The sequence below is a fragment of the Staphylococcus sp. GDX8P114P-2 genome, from assembly GCF_017892945.1.
Taxonomy (GTDB): domain Bacteria; phylum Bacillota; class Bacilli; order Staphylococcales; family Staphylococcaceae; genus Staphylococcus; species Staphylococcus arlettae.
Genome location: NZ_JAESMB010000005.1, coordinates 1 through 17,908, shown reverse-complemented (window position 1 = coordinate 17,908; position 17,908 = coordinate 1). Strand labels below are relative to the sequence as shown.

Genomic DNA, 17,908 nt, shown 5'->3' with positions numbered 1-17,908 from the left:
TGAGGCTGGGACAAATTAATAATGTCCCAGCCTCATGTCGTATTGTCAGTAGGTGGCTGAACTGATAACATGTTGCCACACAACTCTTTTAACTCAAATATTTCTCGCATTACTTATCATTATAAGTTGTTTTGGTACTACGTTGTTCTTTAACAATCAGCCAGGATGTTAACCATGCAGTTATAGGTATACTTATAGCAACGGCAATACCGCCAAGTAAAATAGTGACAAATTCTTGTGCGAAAATTTTAGAGTTTATAATATGGCCGAACGAGTATTTCAAATTGAAAAACCAAAAGAATAATGTCAGCTGGCCACCAAAATACGCGAGGTATATGGTATTGGCAGATGTTGCTAATATTTCACGACCTACACGCATACCGGAATGAAATAATTCGCTTTGTGTTAGATGTGGATTAGTATCATACAATTCATAGATGGGTGAACTAATCGTGATGGCTAAATCTATTACTGCAGCAATGACAGCCAAAATAACAGTAAAGACCATGAATTTTACCATGTCTACGCCTATATTCATTGAAAAGATATATGTTTCGTCTTGTTGTTCTGTCGTGAACCCTTGTAAGTGACCGACAGCTACGGAACAATAAATCGCTACAATTAACAATAAAGTCGTCAGGATAGTAGCGTAAAACGCAGCACGTGTTTTAATATTATAGCTATTTAGTACAAAAAGATTACACGCTGCAATAGCAATGCAAAAAATTAATGTAACTAGGTAAATAGGTGCGCCAAAAATAATAAAAACGATTGAAATAACTAAGATTATAAAATTTAAAAATAAAGTAAGGTAAGAAATTAGTCCTTTTTTACCTCCAAATATAAGCATCAGGACAAATAATATTAAACCTAAGATTGTAATAGCGCTCATTGCTTAACACCTCGCAATTTGAAGACCAGTTGCATCAAGATAATCGTTAATGGAATTGTTAAGACAATACCAATACCACCTGTAATTGCGCGCGATAATTCTATAGACCAATTGATAGAGAGTGTATAAGTTATAGTATTTGCGTTTTTGAGATAGATTAAAATCATTGGCAAACTACCAGATAAATATGAGAACAGCAAAATATTGGTCATTGTGCCCATAATATCTTGTCCAATGTTACGTCCAGCTAATGCCCAGCGTGTCATCTCAATGTTAGGGCTACGACGTAAAATTTCATACATACCACTCGCTATCGTAATAGCTACATCCATTACTGCACCAAGTGAGCCTACGATAACGGATGCTAGAAAGATTGTTTTAGGCGGTAACGTTAAGAAACTCATGGTTTCAAATTTCATGCCAGCACCATCTGTTGCTTGTATAACCCCATATGTAATTCCTATACAAAGGAAGGTACCTAACAGCGTACTTATAATTGTGACCAACGTTCGCCAGTGCCAACCGGTAATGAGTAATAAGGTTATCGTAGTTGACAATGTAATAGCGATACTCATTAAACCAAATAGACTAGTGTTAGGAAACTGTAAATGAAGATAAATTGCTGTCAGTATAGCTATGGTATTGAATATAAGGGATAGAATAGACTGAATACCGACCTTTTTACCTACTAATAAAATGACGAGTAAAAAAATACCCATGACTACCACAACGAGACTATCACGTTTCTTTTCTACAATATAACCATCGCTTGGTTTTTTATCGATATGCATGAGTACTTTGTTGCCAGGTGAAAAAGCTTCACTGTCTGCTTGAGACTCTGTATATTCGTGTTTGATTTTAGTCGTTTCACCTTGGTATTTGCCATTCAACATATGTATGGTCAATTGATCTTGGTGCTTTGTATCATGGTTATGATGTTCATCGACGACCTGTTCGGTTTTCAGGTTTTGGATATTCGTAATTTGACCAATAGGTGTACGGTACATTTGGTCGTTTACTAAAGTGAAGATAAATACACAGATAAAAATAATACAAAATAATGTAATACTCCAAACAAATGGAGATTTAAACTGTCTTTTAAGGTTCATGTAGCGGACTCCAAACATTTAGTATTGTGACAGTGTGATTATACGCTTTGAATTTTAGGAATTCAAAAAATTGTATAACGATCAAAGATATGATGCATATGATTAATGATATGTAGCATCACGACTTAACAAAGTGATAATCGTGTTTTTGAGTAACGCCATATCGTGTTTACGATTGTCTTTGCGCGTCGCACAACAAATGGTACGTTTTAATTCAGTGTGAGCCAAAGAGATTTCTACCCATTTGTTGTTAGGCTTATCAATAATGTGATAGGACGGTGTAATTATAAAACCACGGTTGTGTGTTAATAAATATTTTGCTAATTGTTTGTGCGTAATTATACGTACGCGCTGTTGAATTTGCTGTTCAAGGGTGTGCTTGATTGATTGTGGTGTTGCGTATAATTGATAAATGGTTTTGTCTTTAAATTGTGATAAAGGTGGATTGGTTGCTAATGCAATCGGGTCTTCTTTAGGTACACAAATATTATAAGTTTCCTCAAATAATGGAATGGTATCAAGGTCTCGGTGTTGTTTGATATCAGTGGATAAATCCATAAAAGCAACGTCGATTTGGTCAGATAGTAACGCGTTGGTGATTTCTGTTTCTTCCATTAACATAGGTTCTATTTTAGAGTCGCTTTGACCTTCGAAGGTTTGAATTAATAAACCGAGCATTTGAGCAGTATAACTTTCAACATAACCGATACGAATGACATAATGGTTTGTTTCGGATTGGTTATGAAATAACCGCACAGTATCCTCAGCTTGTTCAACGATTTTGTTGGCTTCAGCAAGCAATTTATGACCATCATCTGTTAAATGGATATTACGACCTTCACGTTTGAAGAGCGTTACGTTTAACTCACGCTCTAAATGACTGATTTGTCTACTAATGGCAGATTGCGCAATGTCTAATTCTAATGCAGCTTCAGAAAGATGCTCTCTTTTAGCAACTTCAATAAAATATTTTAATTGTTTGATTTCCATGACCATACTCCTTTTTACACAATCGTTCTATTAATTAGAATAATATCATCTATTTTATATATTGAACAGATTGATTAGGTGCTATATAGTAATTCTACGTAATGAATATTCTGAATTTTCGTAAAAGGGGTGAATGTCATGCTCGAATCTGTAAAAAATGTGGGCTTATATGATAGTAGAGAAGAACATGATGCGTGTGGTATAGGGTTTTATGCCAACATGGATAATAAAAGAACACACGATATTGTTGATAAATCATTGGAGATGTTGCGTCGATTAGATCATCGTGGTGGTATTGGTGCTGATGGAATGACGGGTGATGGTGCAGGTATCATGACAGAGATTCCATTTGAATTTTTCGCTAATCACGTTGATATTGATTTACCAGCTGAAGGTCACTATGCAGTAGGACTCTTTTTTGCTAATGAATCCATTGCAGGGACAAAGCATGAAAGTCAGTTTAATGCATATTTTGCTGAAGAGGGCATGACGGTATTAGGCTACAGAGAAGTTCCGGTCAATACTGATGCTATTGCACCACATGTTGCGAAAACGATGCCGGTAATTCAGCAAGTTTTTGTAGCACTAAATGATGTGTCGACTATAGATAAAGCATTGTTTTTAGCACGTAAACAAATCGAATATTACAGTGAAACACAAGGCTTAGCATTGTATTTTACGAGTTTATCGCATAAAACGATTGTTTATAAAGGTTGGTTGCGTTCCGATCAAATTAAACGTCTATATATAGATTTAACTCATGAATCTTATATTTCTAAGTTAGGTTTAGTACATTCACGATTTAGTACTAATACATTTCCAAGTTGGAAACGTGCGCACCCTAATCGCCTATTAATGCATAATGGGGAAATTAATACGATAAAAGGTAATGTGAATTGGATGCGTGCACGACAAGAACGATTAGTAGATACTGTTTTTGGAAAAGATAAACATAAAATTAAAACAATTGTAGATGAAGATGGTAGTGATTCGGCAATAGTCGATAATGCCTTAGAATTTTTAGCGTTAGCGATGGAACCTGAAAAAGCAGCGATGCTGTTAATTCCTGAACCTTGGTTATACAACAAAACTAATGATGCGAATGTTCGCGCATTTTATGAGTATTACAGTTACCTCATGGAGCCGTGGGATGGACCGACGATGATTTCGTTTTGTAATGGTGATAAAATTGGCGCGTTAACAGATAGAAATGGTTTACGACCAGGACGTTATACAATTACCGAAGATAACTACATTGTTTATTCATCAGAAGTTGGAGTTATCGATGTGCCTGAGGAACAAGTTGCTTTCAAAGGACAGTTAAATCCTGGGAAGTTGTTGCTTGTAGATTTCAACCAAAATAAAGTGATTGAAAATAATGAGCTGAAAGCAAAAATTGCTGACGAGTTACCATATGAAAGTTGGCTAAGCCAATTTAAAGAAGATTTAGATTTAGCGCAAGTGCAATATCAGCCTTCAAAGTGGGATGAGGAGACATTATCACGTTTACAAAGACAATTTGTCTACACTAAAGAAGAAATAGACAAATATATGACTGAAATAGTTGAAAATAAAAAGGATCCAATTGGTGCAATGGGATATGATGTGCCAGTAGCTGTCTTGAATGACAAAGATGAATCTTTGTTCAATTATTTTAAACAACTATTTGCACAAGTTACAAATCCACCCATTGATGCTTATCGTGAAAAGATAGTAACAAGTGAGTTGTCTTATTTAGGTAGTGAAGGCAATTTATTACAACCTAATGAAGATGCGTTAAGTCGTATTCAATTACAAAAACCGGTATTAACAGAAGCGCAATTAGCTAAAATTGAAAATAGTCGCTTTAATGTGCAGCGCTTATCGACATTATATAGTCGTCGTTTAGAGGATGCTTTAGATGAGTTAGGAGAACAAGCGATTGCAGCTGTGAAACAAGGCAAGGAAATAATAGTGCTTGATGATAGTGGTTTAGTTGATGACACTGGTTTTGCTATGCCTATATTGCTAGCAGTCAGTCATATTCATCAACTGCTAATCACGCAAAATTTACGTATGGATACGAGTATTGTTGCGTTATCAGGTGAAACACGTGAAGTGCATCATGTAGCGTGTTTATTAGGCTATGGAGCGAATGCGGTCGTACCGTATTTAGCACAACGTACTATTGAAGCATTGACTAAGGATGGTCGTTTGTCTGGTGAAGTAATTGCTAATGTCCAAACATATACAGACACACTTTCTGAAGGTGTAATTAAAGTTATGGCGAAAATGGGTATTTCCACAGTTCAAAGTTATCAAGGGGCACAAATTTTTGAAGCTGTAGGTTTAAGTCATGATGTGGTTGATCGTTATTTCACAGGCACGCAATCAAAATTGTCAGGAATCTCAATTGACATGATTGATCAAGAAAATAAAGCGCGTCAAAGTGCAACATCACCTTATATTGAGTCGGGAAGTACATTCCAATGGCGTAAACAAGGCCAACGTCATGCGTTTAATCCGACATCCATTCATTTATTACAACATGCATGTCGTTTAAATGATTATGAGAAATTTAAAGCTTTTTCTGAAGAAGTCAATACAAAACGTACAGACCATATTCGGCATTTAATGGAATTTAAGCAACAAACACCTGTTGATATCACTGAAGTAGAACCAGCGAGTGATATCGTGCGACGCTTTAATACAGGTGCTATGAGTTACGGTTCGATTTCAGCAGAAGCGCATCAAACATTAGCGGAAGCGATGAATCGTATTGGTGGTAAAAGTAATAGTGGTGAAGGTGGAGAAAACCCAGAACGTTATATTATTGACGAAGAAGGACGTAATCATTCAAGTGCTATTAAACAAGTAGCTTCAGGCCGCTTTGGAGTAACGAGTGATTATTTACTACATGCGAAAGAAATTCAAATTAAAGTTGCGCAAGGCGCTAAACCAGGGGAAGGCGGACAACTGCCAGGTAGTAAAGTTTATCCGTGGATTGCGGAAGTAAGGGGTTCAACACCAGGAATAGGTTTGATTTCACCACCTCCACATCACGATATTTATTCAATAGAAGACTTAGCGCAGTTAATACATGATTTGAAAAATGCGAATAAAGATGCTGATATCACAGTGAAATTAGTGTCGAAAACAGGAGTAGGCACGATTGCTGCAGGTGTAGCGAAAGCCTATGCAGATAAAATTGTTATTAGTGGTTATGATGGCGGAACAGGTGCATCACCGAAAACAAGTATTCAACATGCTGGCGTTCCGTGGGAAGTAGGTTTAGCCGAAACGCACCAAACACTTATGATGAATGATTTGAGATCACGTGTAAAAGTAGAAACGGATGGCAAATTACTTACTGGTAAAGATGTAGCTTACGCTTGTGCTTTAGGTGCTGAAGAATTTGGTTTTGCTACAGCACCATTAGTAGTACTTGGATGTATTATGATGCGTGTGTGTCATAAAGATACATGTCCAGTAGGCATTGCAACACAAAACCAAGATTTACGTGCATTATTTAATGGACGTGCAGATCATGTAGTGAATTTCATGCATTTTGTAGCTGAAGAATTACGTGAGATTTTAGCGCAACTTGGCTTGAAATCCGTAGATGAACTTGTGGGACGCACAGATTTATTACAACGTGCACCTTACCAAAAACAGCGACCTAAAGCGAATACAATGGATATTGAAGCTTTGTTGTATCAACATGATGGTGAACGTCATAAATCAATTGAACAAAATCATCATTTAGACGAAGGCTTTGATTTAACACAATTATTCCCAGATGCTCAAGCAGCGATCAACGATGGTAAGACTTATAAAGGAAACTATCAATTAAAAAATGAACAACGTGATGTAGGCGTAATTACAGGTAGTGCTATCACGCGTGTTCATGGTGCAGAAGGTATGGCTGAAGATAGTATCAATGCCTATACAAATGGTCATGCAGGACAAAGTCTAGCAGCTTATACACCTAGAGGCTTAACGATTCATCACACAGGTGATGCTAATGACTATGTTGGTAAAGGATTATCTGGCGGCAAAATCATTGTTAACGCTCCTAATGCAGCGCGAGAGAATGAAATTATTGTTGGTAATGTATGTTTTTACGGTGCTTCTCATGGTAAAGCATTTATCAATGGACGTGCAGGCGAACGTTTCTGTATTAGAAATAGTGGTGTGCAAGTTGTAGTCGAAGGCATAGGGGACCATGGATTAGAATATATGACTGGTGGACGTGTAGTCATATTAGGAGATGTAGGTAAAAACTTTGGTCAAGGTATGAGTGGCGGAGTTAGTTATATCTTCCCATCAGATGTTGAACAATTCAAACAAGATAACGCCTTAGATACACTCGACTTTGATGAAGTGACGGTCGATGAAGAACGTTCTGTCTTAAGAGAAATGCTTGAAGAACATGTGAAATATACAAATAGTAAAAAAGCACAAGCACTTCTGCAAGACTTTGAACATATTGAAAGTAAGGTTGTCAAAGTAATACCAAAAGATTTCAAATTAATGATGCAGAAAATTGACTTACAAAAGCAAACAACACCGCAACTAGACGAGGCATTGCTTAAAGCATTTAATGATGAGCGCACACATATAGAAACTGACAAACCATTGTCGGCAGTATATTAAATCATAAGGGGGGATTTGCATGGGTGAATTTAAAGGATTTATGAATTATGACAAACAACAATTAGATGAGTTGTCATTAGTTGATCGTTTAAAGCATCATGCTGCAATACAACATAGATTTACTCGGGAAGAGGCATCTGTACAAGGTGCACGTTGTATGGATTGTGGTACGCCATTTTGCCAAACGGGGGAGCCTTTCGGTCGTGAGACGATAGGCTGTCCAATTGGTAACTATATTCCTGAATGGAATGATTTGGTATACAAAAAAGATTTTAAAACTGCGTATGAACGATTAAGTGAAACAAACAACTTTCCAGAATTTACAGGTTATGTTTGTCCAGCACCTTGTGAGCAATCATGTGTCATGAAAATTAATCGTGAATCTGTAGCAATCAAAGGTATTGAGCGTACCATTATAGATGAAGCATTTGAAAATGGCTGGGTACAGCCTACACCACCAAAAAAACGTAAACAAGAACGGGTAGCTATTGTGGGTAGTGGCCCGGCAGGTTTAACAGCGGCGGATGAGTTGAATAAATTAGGTTACAAAGTCACGGTATATGAACGCGCACAAGAAGCGGGTGGTTTATTGATGTATGGTATTCCTAATATGAAACTAGATAAAGATGTAGTGCGTCGTAGAATTCGTGTGATGGAGCAATCAGGTATCGAATTTCAAACTGGCATAGAAATCGGTGTTGATATTTCTAAAGAAGACTTAACAGAAGCGTATGATGCGATAGTGTTATGTACAGGTTCGCAAAACGCACGTGATCTACCATTAGAAGGACGTATGGGCCAAGGTATTCATTTTGCAATGGATTATTTAACCGAACAAGCACAGTACTTAAATGGTGAAATTAGTGAAACTACGATTTCAGCTGAAGGTAAAAATGTAGTCGTAATTGGTGCTGGTGATACAGGTGCAGACTGTGTAGCTACTGCATTACGTGAAAACTGTAAATCTATCGTCCAATTCAATAAATATACGAAACAAGCAGAAGCTTTTGAATTTGAAGAAAATACCCATTGGCCATTACCGATGCCGGTCTTTAAGATGGATTATGCGCATAAAGAATACGAAGCGAAATTTGGTTCTGAGCCACGCGCATACGGTGTTCAAACGATGCGTTATGATGTGGATCATATAGGTAACGTCAAAGGAGTGTATACTCAAATATTAGAAGAAACTGATGAAGGTATGATGATTGTGGATGGTACAGAGCGTCATTGGCCAGCAGATTTAGTATTATTGTCCATTGGATTTATAGGTACAGAAACTACAGTACCCCACGCGTTTAATGTACAAACTGAACGCAACAAAATTGTGGCTGACAACAAAGATTTCAGAACTAATCAAGCTAAAATTTTTGCTGCTGGTGATGCACGCAGAGGTCAAAGTTTAGTAGTGTGGGCGATTCAAGAAGGCAGAGCTGTAGCGGATGCTGTAAACAGTTACTTACTAGAGAAAACGCCAGTATAGCTATAAAAATTATATTGACTTTTGAAACGGGCTATAATATCATTGATGTTGTGTTCGTTTGGAGGAATACCCAAGTCCGGCTGAAGGGATCGGTCTTGAAAACCGACAGGGGCTTAACGGCTCGCGGGGGTTCGAATCCCTCTTCCTCCGCCATTAAGAAGTAATCCAAGACTAATAGATACAAAAGGCAAGTATTCAAGTTGTTATTGAATATTTGCCTTTTTTATTTGTCTAAAACTCATAAGATGCTCTTATTCCCATTGTTATCAGGAAATTGAGAGAAATAAAATGAAAACCTTTACATAACTTGTCTATACATGTATACTTTTTATAAAGATTAAGTGAATGGGAGTGATCTATCTTGGCTGTAAATAAAAAGGATGTTCAAGATATTGTTGCAGCAATTGGGGGAAAGGACAACGTTGACACTGCCACACATTGTGTGACGCGTTTACGATTGGTTTTAAAAGATGACGCTAAAGTAGATAAGGACAAGTTAAGTGATAATAAATTAGTAAAAGGACAGTTTAAAGCAGACAATCAATATCAAATAGTAATCGGTCCAGGTACTGTTGATGAAGTCTATAGTCAATTTATCGAAGAAACGGGGCAAACAGAAGCATCAAAAGATGATGCCAAAGCTGCTGCTGCCAAAAAAGGTAATGTAGTCCAAAGGCTTATTAAATTATTAGGTGATATTTTTATACCTATTTTACCTGCCATTGTTACAGCCGGTTTGTTAATGGGGATTAACAACTTATTGACGATGGAAGATTTATTCGGACCAGATCCGTTAGTTAAGCAGTTTCCGCAACTCGGTGATATTTCTGATATCATAAACGTTATTGCCAATACTGCATTTACGTTTTTACCAGCTTTAATTGGTTGGAGTAGTATGAAAGTGTTTGGCGGAAGTCAAATTCTTGGGTTAGTACTTGGGTTAGTTTTGATGAATCCACAATTAGTATCGCAATATGATATTGCAAAAGGTAATATTCCAACGTGGGATTTATTTGGATTAGAGATTAAACAGTTAAACTATCAAGGTCAAGTGTTACCGATTTTACTTGCAGCTTATGTGTTAGCTCAAATTGAAAAATTCCTTAATAAACGTGTGCACGATTCTATTAAGATGTTAGTAGTAGGACCGGTAGCGTTGTTAATTACAGGATTTTTAGCATTTATCGTCATAGGACCACTTGCATTATGGATAGGTGGAGGCATTACTAGTGCTGTTACATTTATTTTCCAACATGCTGGTTGGTTAGGTGGTGCCATTTATGGATTATTATACGCGCCACTTGTAATTACAGGTTTACATCATATGTTCTTGGCAGTCGATTTCCAATTGATGGGTAGTCAGTTAGGAGGTACTTACCTCTGGCCGATAGTAGCAATTTCAAATATTTGTCAAGGTTCAGCAGCTTTCGGTGCTTGGTATATTTACAAAAAACGTAAAATGGCCAAAGAACAAGGGCTTGCAGTAACTTCCGGAGTTTCAGGATTTTTAGGTGTTACAGAACCTGCAATGTTCGGTGTCAATTTACCATTGAAATATCCATTTATTGCAGCTATTACAACATCATGTATTTTAGGTGCCTTTATTGGCGCTAGTCGTGTGTTAGGTAATGTTGGTGTAGGTGGCGTACCAGCGTTCATTTCTATTCAAAAAGATTTTTGGGTTGTGTACTTAATATGTACTGTCATTGCAATGATCGTACCATTTATTTTAACTATTATCTTTTCTAAGTTTGCCAAAGATGATACGAAAGAATTAGTAGAAGAGTAAGTAGGTAATTGAATTAGCATAAAGTCAAAATTAAACTCGCTAGTACGTAGATAGCGAGTTTTTATTTAATATTTAAAGAAGGTGGAATGTACTATGGCACATAATGATTGGAGAAAATCGGTTGTTTATCAAATTTATCCTAAATCATTTAATGATACGACTGGTAATGGTGAAGGGGATATTAATGGCATAATTGAAAAGTTAGATTACCTTCAGTACTTAGGTGTGGACTACATTTGGTTGACGCCGATATATGAATCACCGATGAATGATAATGGTTACGATATTAGCGATTACTATAAAATAAATGAGCGTTTTGGAACCATCGAGGAATTCGAAACGTTAATTAGTGAAGCACATAAACGCGAACTAAAGGTTATGTTAGATATTGTAATTAATCACACATCAACACAACACGAGTGGTTTAAACAAGCGTATTCATCGAAGGATAGCCCGTATAGAGATTATTATTTCTTTAGAAAATCTTCGGATGGACAACCTCCTACGAATTGGGAATCTAAATTTGGGGGTAATGCTTGGCAGTATGATGCTGACACAGATGAGTATTATTTACACCTTTTTGATGTTACACAAGCAGATTTAAACTGGGATAATAAAGCTGTACGTGATGCACTATATGACATGATCAATCGTTGGATAGATTTTGGTGTTGATGGTTTTCGTTTTGATGTAATTAATTTGATTTCGAAAGGTGAGTTTAAAAATTCTGAAAAGATAGGTAAAGAATTTTATACAGATGGTCCACGTGTACATGAGTACTTACACGAAATGAATCGTCGCACTTTTGGTGATAAACCGATGATGACAGTAGGAGAAATGTCATCTACGACTATCGATAATTGTGTTAAGTATACGAATCCAGAACGACAAGAGTTAAGTAGTGTCTTCAATTTCCATCATTTGAAAGTAGATTATGTTGATGGCGAAAAATGGTCGAATGCTAAACTAGATTTCATTAAATTGAAAGAAATTTTGATGGAGTGGCAATTAGGTATATATGAAGGTGGCGGCTGGAATGCTATTTTTTGGTGTAACCATGACCAACCACGTGTAGTTTCTAGATTTGGGGACGATTCAACGCCAGAATTGCATCAAAGTAGTGCTAAAATGTTGGCAATTGTGCTGCATATGTTGCAAGGTACACCTTATATCTATCAAGGCGAAGAAATCGGCATGACTGATCCGTACTTTAGTGACATAAGTCAGTATAGAGATGTAGAATCACTCAACGCTTATCGTAAAATGAAACAAGACGGATATGCTGAAGATGAAATCATTGAAATTTTAGGGCAAAAATCACGAGATAATGCTAGAACACCAGTGCAATGGACAAATGAAGCTAATGCAGGATTTACTTCAGGTACGCCATGGATTGATATTCCTAATAACTACGATGTCATCAACGTAGAAGCGGCGATTAACGACCCGAACTCAGTATTACACACATACAAAAAGTTAATTGACTTACGCCATAACAACGATATTATTACGTACGGTAGTATAGAGCCACTTTATATGGACCATAATGAATTGTTTGTATACAAACGCCATTATCAAGGTGCAACGTGGCTAGTTATAGCGAATTTTTCTAAAGCGTCTGTTGACTTGCCTGACGATTTGAATATTGATGGAGAATATATTATCCGAAATGGTGAGATACAACGTAATATGTTAAGTGGTTTTGGAGCAGTAGTTATCGCTCAATAATTAAGTAAAAGAGTTGGCAGTTATGACGAAGAAAAAATTTATAAATATATATGAAACATTGAAAGAAGCAATATTAGATGGGAGTTTGTCTTATGGTGAACAAATTCCATCAGAAAATGAATTAGTACAAACTTACCAAGCGTCACGAGAAACTGTAAGAAAAGCTTTGCATCTCTTAGTAAGTGATGGCATGATTCAAAAAATTAGAGGTAAAGGGTCTATTGTCATTTATCAACAGCTAACTGAGTTTCCATTTGCGGATCTAATGAGCTTTAGCGAAGTGAAAAATGAACGTGCGCTAAAACATACGACAGAAGTTTTGAAATTAGAACTTATTCAAGCGAGTGACGTTCCAACGATTAAAGATAAATTAAGTTTATCGCTGGGCGCCAAATTATGGCATATCGTTAGAGTGCGAAAAGTGAACGGGCAAGTTAAAATTTTAGATGAAGATTATCTCGTTGAGACTATGGTTCCTAAAATAACTTTAGACATTGCACAACAATCACTTTATCGCTATATCGAAGAAGTGCTAGGGTTAGAGATTAGTTATGCTAATAAATCTATTACTTTTGAAGCGTTTGGTGAGCAAGAAAAACGTGTTTTTGGTCCAGTCGAACCACCATATACGGCCACAGTTAGAGGCGTCGTACATTTAAAAAATACAGAACGTTTTCAATATACTGTGTCTAAACATATAGCGACTGAATTTAGGTTTAATGACTTTTCACGGCGTCGCAAATTATAACAAATGCGCAATATACTTTAAGACTGTGTAAAAAATTATTAAGGCATTTTAAACGTTTAGCTTGCATTAATTAATGATTTTATAGTAATATAAAGTTTGCCGTGCTAGGTGGGGAGGTAGCGGTTCCCTGTACTCGAAATCCGCTTTACGCGAGACTTAATTCCTTTGCTAAGGGTACGTTTTTGTGAAGTCTGCCCAAAGCACGTAGTGTTTGAAGATTTCGGTCCTATGCAATATGAACCCATGAATCATGTCAGGTCCTGACGGAAGCAGCATTAAGTGGATCATCATATGTGCCGTAGGGTTGCCGAGATTTAGCTGTCGACTTTGGTAACGTTTGTGATACTTATTCGAAGCAAAGGTGCACGGTTTTAATATTAAAAATTATACATTTACATAAATTTTGAGGCTGGGACAATATTGATTCGTCCTAGTCTCTTTTCATATTGGCAGTAGCTGACTGCATTGAAAATGCGCTTCAAACCAAGCTTTTTTCAATGCTAGTCATCCTTGCCGGGGTGGGACAACGAAATCATTTTTTCAAAATCAGATTTCTGTCCCACTCCATGTTTTATTAGAAACCTTTTTCATATGGGCAGTAGCTGACTGCATTGAAAATGCGCTTTAAACCAAGCTTTTTTCAACGCTAGTCATCCTTGCCGGGGTGGGACGACGAAATCATTTTTTTCAAAATCAGATTTCTGTCCCACTCCCTTTTATTCATTAGCTAATATATAGGTATATCGAAAGAAATAGTGTAGTATGTACATAAAAGATAGCTGTACGGAGGGAAGATATGCAGATATATTTAAGTACTTTAACTGAAAGTGATTATGAAGCAAGTTTACAAACAATAGTAGAAGCCTTTCAAGATGTGTCAGAATCCAACCACGATGAACAAGAATTAGTAAAACGTATTCGTAGTGACGCAAATTATAATTATGAGCTTGAAGTCGTAGCTAAAAATGATGATGGTGAAGTGGTAGGGCATATTCTATTATCGGAGATTAAAATTGTGAGTGAACAAGCAACTTATACCGCATTAGCGTTAGCACCACTAGCTGTATTAAAACCTTATCGCAACCAAGGTATTGGTAAAGCTTTAGTTCAAGCAGGCGAAGAACGGGCTGCTGCTCAAGGCTATGATACAATTATTGTACTAGGTGAGCCAGATTACTATGGACGTTTAGGATATGAGGAAGCGGAACAATATAGTATTTATTCACCATTTGAAGTACCATCAGCTTATTTTATGGTGAAGTTTATCGCGGAAAATAAGCAGACAACACCACGAGGTAAAGTCGTTTATTCAGATGCATTTAATGGATAGCCATGAAAGAAAGTTCAATGATATAATAATGAACGGATGTAAATGGAGGTGCGAAAGTGAATTATCAAGCTTTATATAGAATGTTTAGACCGCAAGCGTTTAGTGACGTAGTAGGTCAAACACACGTCACCAAAACATTACGCAATGCTATCTCTAAACAAAAGCAATCTCACGCTTATATATTCAGTGGCCCGAGAGGTACAGGTAAAACGAGTATTGCAAAAGTGTTTGCGAAAGCAATCAACTGTGAACATAATGATGATGGTGAGCCGTGTAATGAATGTGCGATCTGTACAGGTATTACACAAGGTACCAATTCAGATGTTATTGAGATTGATGCGGCGAGTAACAATGGTGTAGATGAAATACGAAATATTAGAGATAAAGTAAAATATGCTCCAAGTGAATCACAGTATAAAGTTTACATTATCGATGAGGTTCACATGTTAACGACAGGTGCCTTCAATGCATTATTAAAAACACTCGAAGAGCCTCCAGCGCATGCGATATTTATTTTGGCTACAACAGAGCCGCATAAAATACCACCTACAATTATTTCACGTGCGCAGCGTTTTGATTTCAAGGCTATTAATGAAGAAGAAATCGTAGAGCGCTTGAAATTTGTTGCTGAAGAACAAGAAATTGATTATGACGACGAAGCACTTACTTTCATTGCTAAAACTTCTGAAGGTGGTATGCGAGATGCGCTGAGTATCATGGACCAAGCGATAGCCTTTGGAGATGAACACTTGACGCTTCAAGATGCACTGAATGTGACAGGAAGTGTTGATGAGGCTTCATTAAACCAATTATTCACAGAAATAATTGATGGCGATGTTAAATCAGCTTTTACTACGTATCACCAGTTTGTATCTGATGGTAAAGAGGTCAATCGTTTGATTAACGATATGATTTATTTTGTGCGTGATACTATAATGAATAAAACTTCTGAATCAACTGTAGAATATGACGCGTTAATGGGCTTTGAGTTAGAAACTTTATATCAAATGATTGATGTGATTAATGATACTTTAGTGTCGATACGTTTCAGCGTGAATCAAAATGTACATTTCGAAGTACTGTTGGTGAAATTATCAGAGATGATTAAAGGACAAGCTACTACTGTGCAACACGTGGCGACAACAAGTGTAGCAGCTGAACCAAATAACGATGTGTTATTACAACGAATGGAACAGTTAGAAAATGAATTGAAAACATTGAAAGCCCAAGGCGTAGCAACTGCTACCTCTGCACAACCAACTAAAAAGCAAGCACCGAGTAGAGGGGCACAATCTAAAAATGCTTTCTCTATGCAACAAATAGCTAAAGTGTTAGATAAAGCGAATAAAGATGATATCAAACTCTTAAAAGGTCATTGGGAAGAAGTTGTGGATCATGCCAAAACGAATGATATGAAATCACTCGTAAGTCTATTGCAAAATTCAGAGCCGGTAGCGGCAAGTGAAACACATGTACTGATTAAATTCGAAGAAGAAATACATTGTGAAATTGTAAATAAAGATGATGATAAAAGGGCTAATATTGAAAATGTAGTCTGCAACATCATAGATAAAACAGTCAAAGTAGTAGGTGTACCTTCTGATCAATGGATGCGTGTACGCTCTGAGTATCTACAAAATAGAAAGTCCGGACAATCTGACGAAACAACAAGTTCTGTAGAAGGTGAACATACAGCTGATACGTCAGAGGAAGTAGACGTCGTTCAAAAAGCAAAAGACTTATTTGGCGAAAATACAGTCAATGTTATTGACGAAGAGTGATACATGACAATAAATACAAAGGCATGTATAATATTAGGAAAGCATAATTATATAAATTATAATTAATACACTAAGGAGGATATACATTATGCGCGGTGGCGGAAATATGCAACAAATGATGAAACAAATGCAAAAAATGCAGAAGAAAATGGGCGAAGAACAAGAAAAGTTAAAAGAAGAACGCGTTGAAGGTACAGCAGGAGGCGGCATGGTTACTGTTACTGTAACAGGCCATAAAGAAGTTGTAGACGTGGTTATCAAAGAAGAAGCGGTTGATCCAGACGATGTAGAAATGTTACAAGACTTAGTGATTGCTGCTACGAATGAAGCTATGAATAAAGCAGATGAGTTAACTCAAGAACGCTTAGGCAAACACACTCAAGGCTTAAACATCCCTGGAATGTGATCCCATGCATTATCCTGAACCGATTTCTAAACTGATTGACAGTTTCATGAAACTGCCAGGCATTGGCCCTAAAACGGCACAACGTCTGGCATTTCATGTATTAGATATGAAAGAAGACGACGTTGTACAATTTGCAAAAGCGTTAGTAGATGTAAAAAGAGAATTAACTTATTGTAGTGAATGTGGCCATATCACAGAACAAGACCCATGTTATATTTGTCAAGATAAACAGCGAGATAGAACAATTATCTGTGTAGTAGAAGATGATAAAGATGTAATCGCTATGGAAAAAATGCGTGAATATAAAGGTCTATACCATGTTTTACATGGTTCGATATCTCCGATGGATGGCATTGGACCAGAAGATATTAATATCCCAACATTAATTAATCGTTTAAAAGACGAAGGTGTGACAGAATTGATTTTAGCGATGAATCCAAACTTAGAAGGTGAATCTACAGCGATGTATATCTCTCGTTTAGTGAAACCTATTGGCATAAAAGTTACAAGACTAGCCCAAGGATTATCTGTGGGCGGAGATTTAGAATACGCTGATGAAGTCACTTTATCCAAAGCGATAATGGGACGAACAGAAATGTAAATAGCTGTTTATAATAGAGAGAACTGGTTTAGACATCGTCCTTTTTCAGGATGATGTCTTTTTTGTAAAAAAGTTTAAAAAACTTTAAAGTTTGGTTTTTATGCATTGTTAGTGTTTAAGGTTCAGCTTTTTTTAACAATGTAACGGGAAAAAGCGTACTAAATATAAGAAAAGAGAATATAAGTTTGTTTATTGGTTACTTGATGCTGATGACAATGGAGAGAAGTGTAAATTTTACTGTTGTCGATATGCTTGAAACCCTGTATAGTATTTACTTGTCGAGCGAAACAACACGACAACAACACAAATTAACATTCAAAATTAATTCTAAAAAGTTGTTGACTTAATAAGGATTAAAGAGTATAATTAATTCTTGTGTTCGAAAAAACTTGAACGAATGAACATTGAAAACTGAA

12 protein-coding genes, 1 tRNA gene and 1 other RNA gene are annotated in these 17,908 nt (G+C 36.6%); 11 read left to right on the top strand and 3 right to left on the bottom strand.

Features of this window, described 5'->3' with window-relative positions; translation table 11 throughout:
• Positions 1 to 109: 109 nt before the first annotated feature.
• From KA845_RS01430 to gltC, 3 genes are all read right to left on the bottom strand, one after another.
• Positions 110 to 892, bottom strand: a complete 783-nt coding sequence (locus KA845_RS01430) for a YibE/F family protein (RefSeq protein ID WP_151508177.1) — start codon at positions 890 to 892, stop codon at positions 110 to 112.
• The gene (locus KA845_RS01425) at positions 889 to 2,001 is read right to left on the bottom strand and encodes a YibE/F family protein (protein WP_151508178.1); all 1,113 of its coding nucleotides are present in this window, start codon (positions 1,999 to 2,001) and stop codon (positions 889 to 891) included. Before KA845_RS01425 ends, KA845_RS01430 begins: the two co-directional genes overlap by 4 nt.
• A gap of 102 nt (positions 2,002 to 2,103) precedes the next feature.
• Positions 2,104 to 2,991: a glutamate biosynthesis transcriptional regulator GltC gene (gene gltC / locus KA845_RS01420; RefSeq protein ID WP_167868083.1), complete on the bottom strand. Its 888-nt coding sequence runs from the start codon at positions 2,989 to 2,991 to the stop codon at positions 2,104 to 2,106.
• A gap of 138 nt (positions 2,992 to 3,129) precedes the next feature.
• On the opposite strand from gltC, the gene gltB reads away from it, so the two are divergent.
• The 11 genes from gltB (at position 3,130) to recR (ending at position 17,492) form a co-directional block, all read left to right on the top strand.
• A complete protein-coding gene (gene gltB / locus KA845_RS01415) occupies positions 3,130 to 7,626 on the top strand; it encodes a glutamate synthase large subunit (protein ID WP_167868084.1) in 4,497 nt (1,498 codons plus the stop codon).
• A gap of 19 nt (positions 7,627 to 7,645) precedes the next feature.
• Positions 7,646 to 9,109 (top strand): glutamate synthase subunit beta, encoded by a 1,464-nt coding sequence (locus tag KA845_RS01410; protein WP_167868085.1) that lies wholly within the window; start codon positions 7,646 to 7,648, stop codon positions 9,107 to 9,109.
• A 60-nt stretch (positions 9,110 to 9,169) separates the two neighbouring features.
• Positions 9,170 to 9,262 (top strand) — tRNA-Ser (locus KA845_RS01405).
• 208 nt (positions 9,263 to 9,470) lie between these two features.
• A complete protein-coding gene (gene treP / locus KA845_RS01400; RefSeq protein ID WP_107373778.1) occupies positions 9,471 to 10,898 on the top strand; it encodes a PTS system trehalose-specific EIIBC component in 1,428 nt (475 codons plus the stop codon).
• Positions 10,899 to 10,991: 93 nt separating this feature from the next.
• Positions 10,992 to 12,626: an alpha,alpha-phosphotrehalase gene (treC, locus tag KA845_RS01395; protein WP_167868086.1), complete on the top strand. Its 1,635-nt coding sequence runs from the start codon at positions 10,992 to 10,994 to the stop codon at positions 12,624 to 12,626.
• 22 nt (positions 12,627 to 12,648) lie between these two features.
• On the top strand, positions 12,649 to 13,374 hold the full coding sequence (gene treR / locus KA845_RS01390; protein WP_151508184.1) for a trehalose operon repressor: 726 nt from the start codon (positions 12,649 to 12,651) through the stop codon (positions 13,372 to 13,374).
• A 99-nt stretch (positions 13,375 to 13,473) separates the two neighbouring features.
• Positions 13,474 to 13,743, top strand: an RNA gene (gene ffs / locus KA845_RS01385) — signal recognition particle sRNA large type.
• A gap of 427 nt (positions 13,744 to 14,170) precedes the next feature.
• Positions 14,171 to 14,704 carry a GNAT family N-acetyltransferase gene (locus KA845_RS01380; RefSeq protein ID WP_021459290.1) on the top strand — a complete coding sequence of 178 codons (534 nt, stop codon included), beginning with the start codon at positions 14,171 to 14,173 and terminating at the stop codon, positions 14,702 to 14,704.
• Positions 14,705 to 14,760: 56 nt separating this feature from the next.
• On the top strand, positions 14,761 to 16,485 hold the full coding sequence (gene dnaX, locus KA845_RS01375) for a DNA polymerase III subunit gamma/tau (RefSeq protein ID WP_021459289.1): 1,725 nt from the start codon (positions 14,761 to 14,763) through the stop codon (positions 16,483 to 16,485).
• 88 nt (positions 16,486 to 16,573) lie between these two features.
• Positions 16,574 to 16,891 (top strand): YbaB/EbfC family nucleoid-associated protein, encoded by a 318-nt coding sequence (locus tag KA845_RS01370; protein ID WP_002510514.1) that lies wholly within the window; start codon positions 16,574 to 16,576, stop codon positions 16,889 to 16,891.
• 4 nt (positions 16,892 to 16,895) lie between these two features.
• Complete coding sequence (gene recR, locus KA845_RS01365) at positions 16,896 to 17,492, top strand: recombination mediator RecR (RefSeq protein WP_002510513.1); 597 nt, start codon at positions 16,896 to 16,898, stop codon at positions 17,490 to 17,492.
• The last annotated feature ends 416 nt before the right edge of the window (positions 17,493 to 17,908 follow it).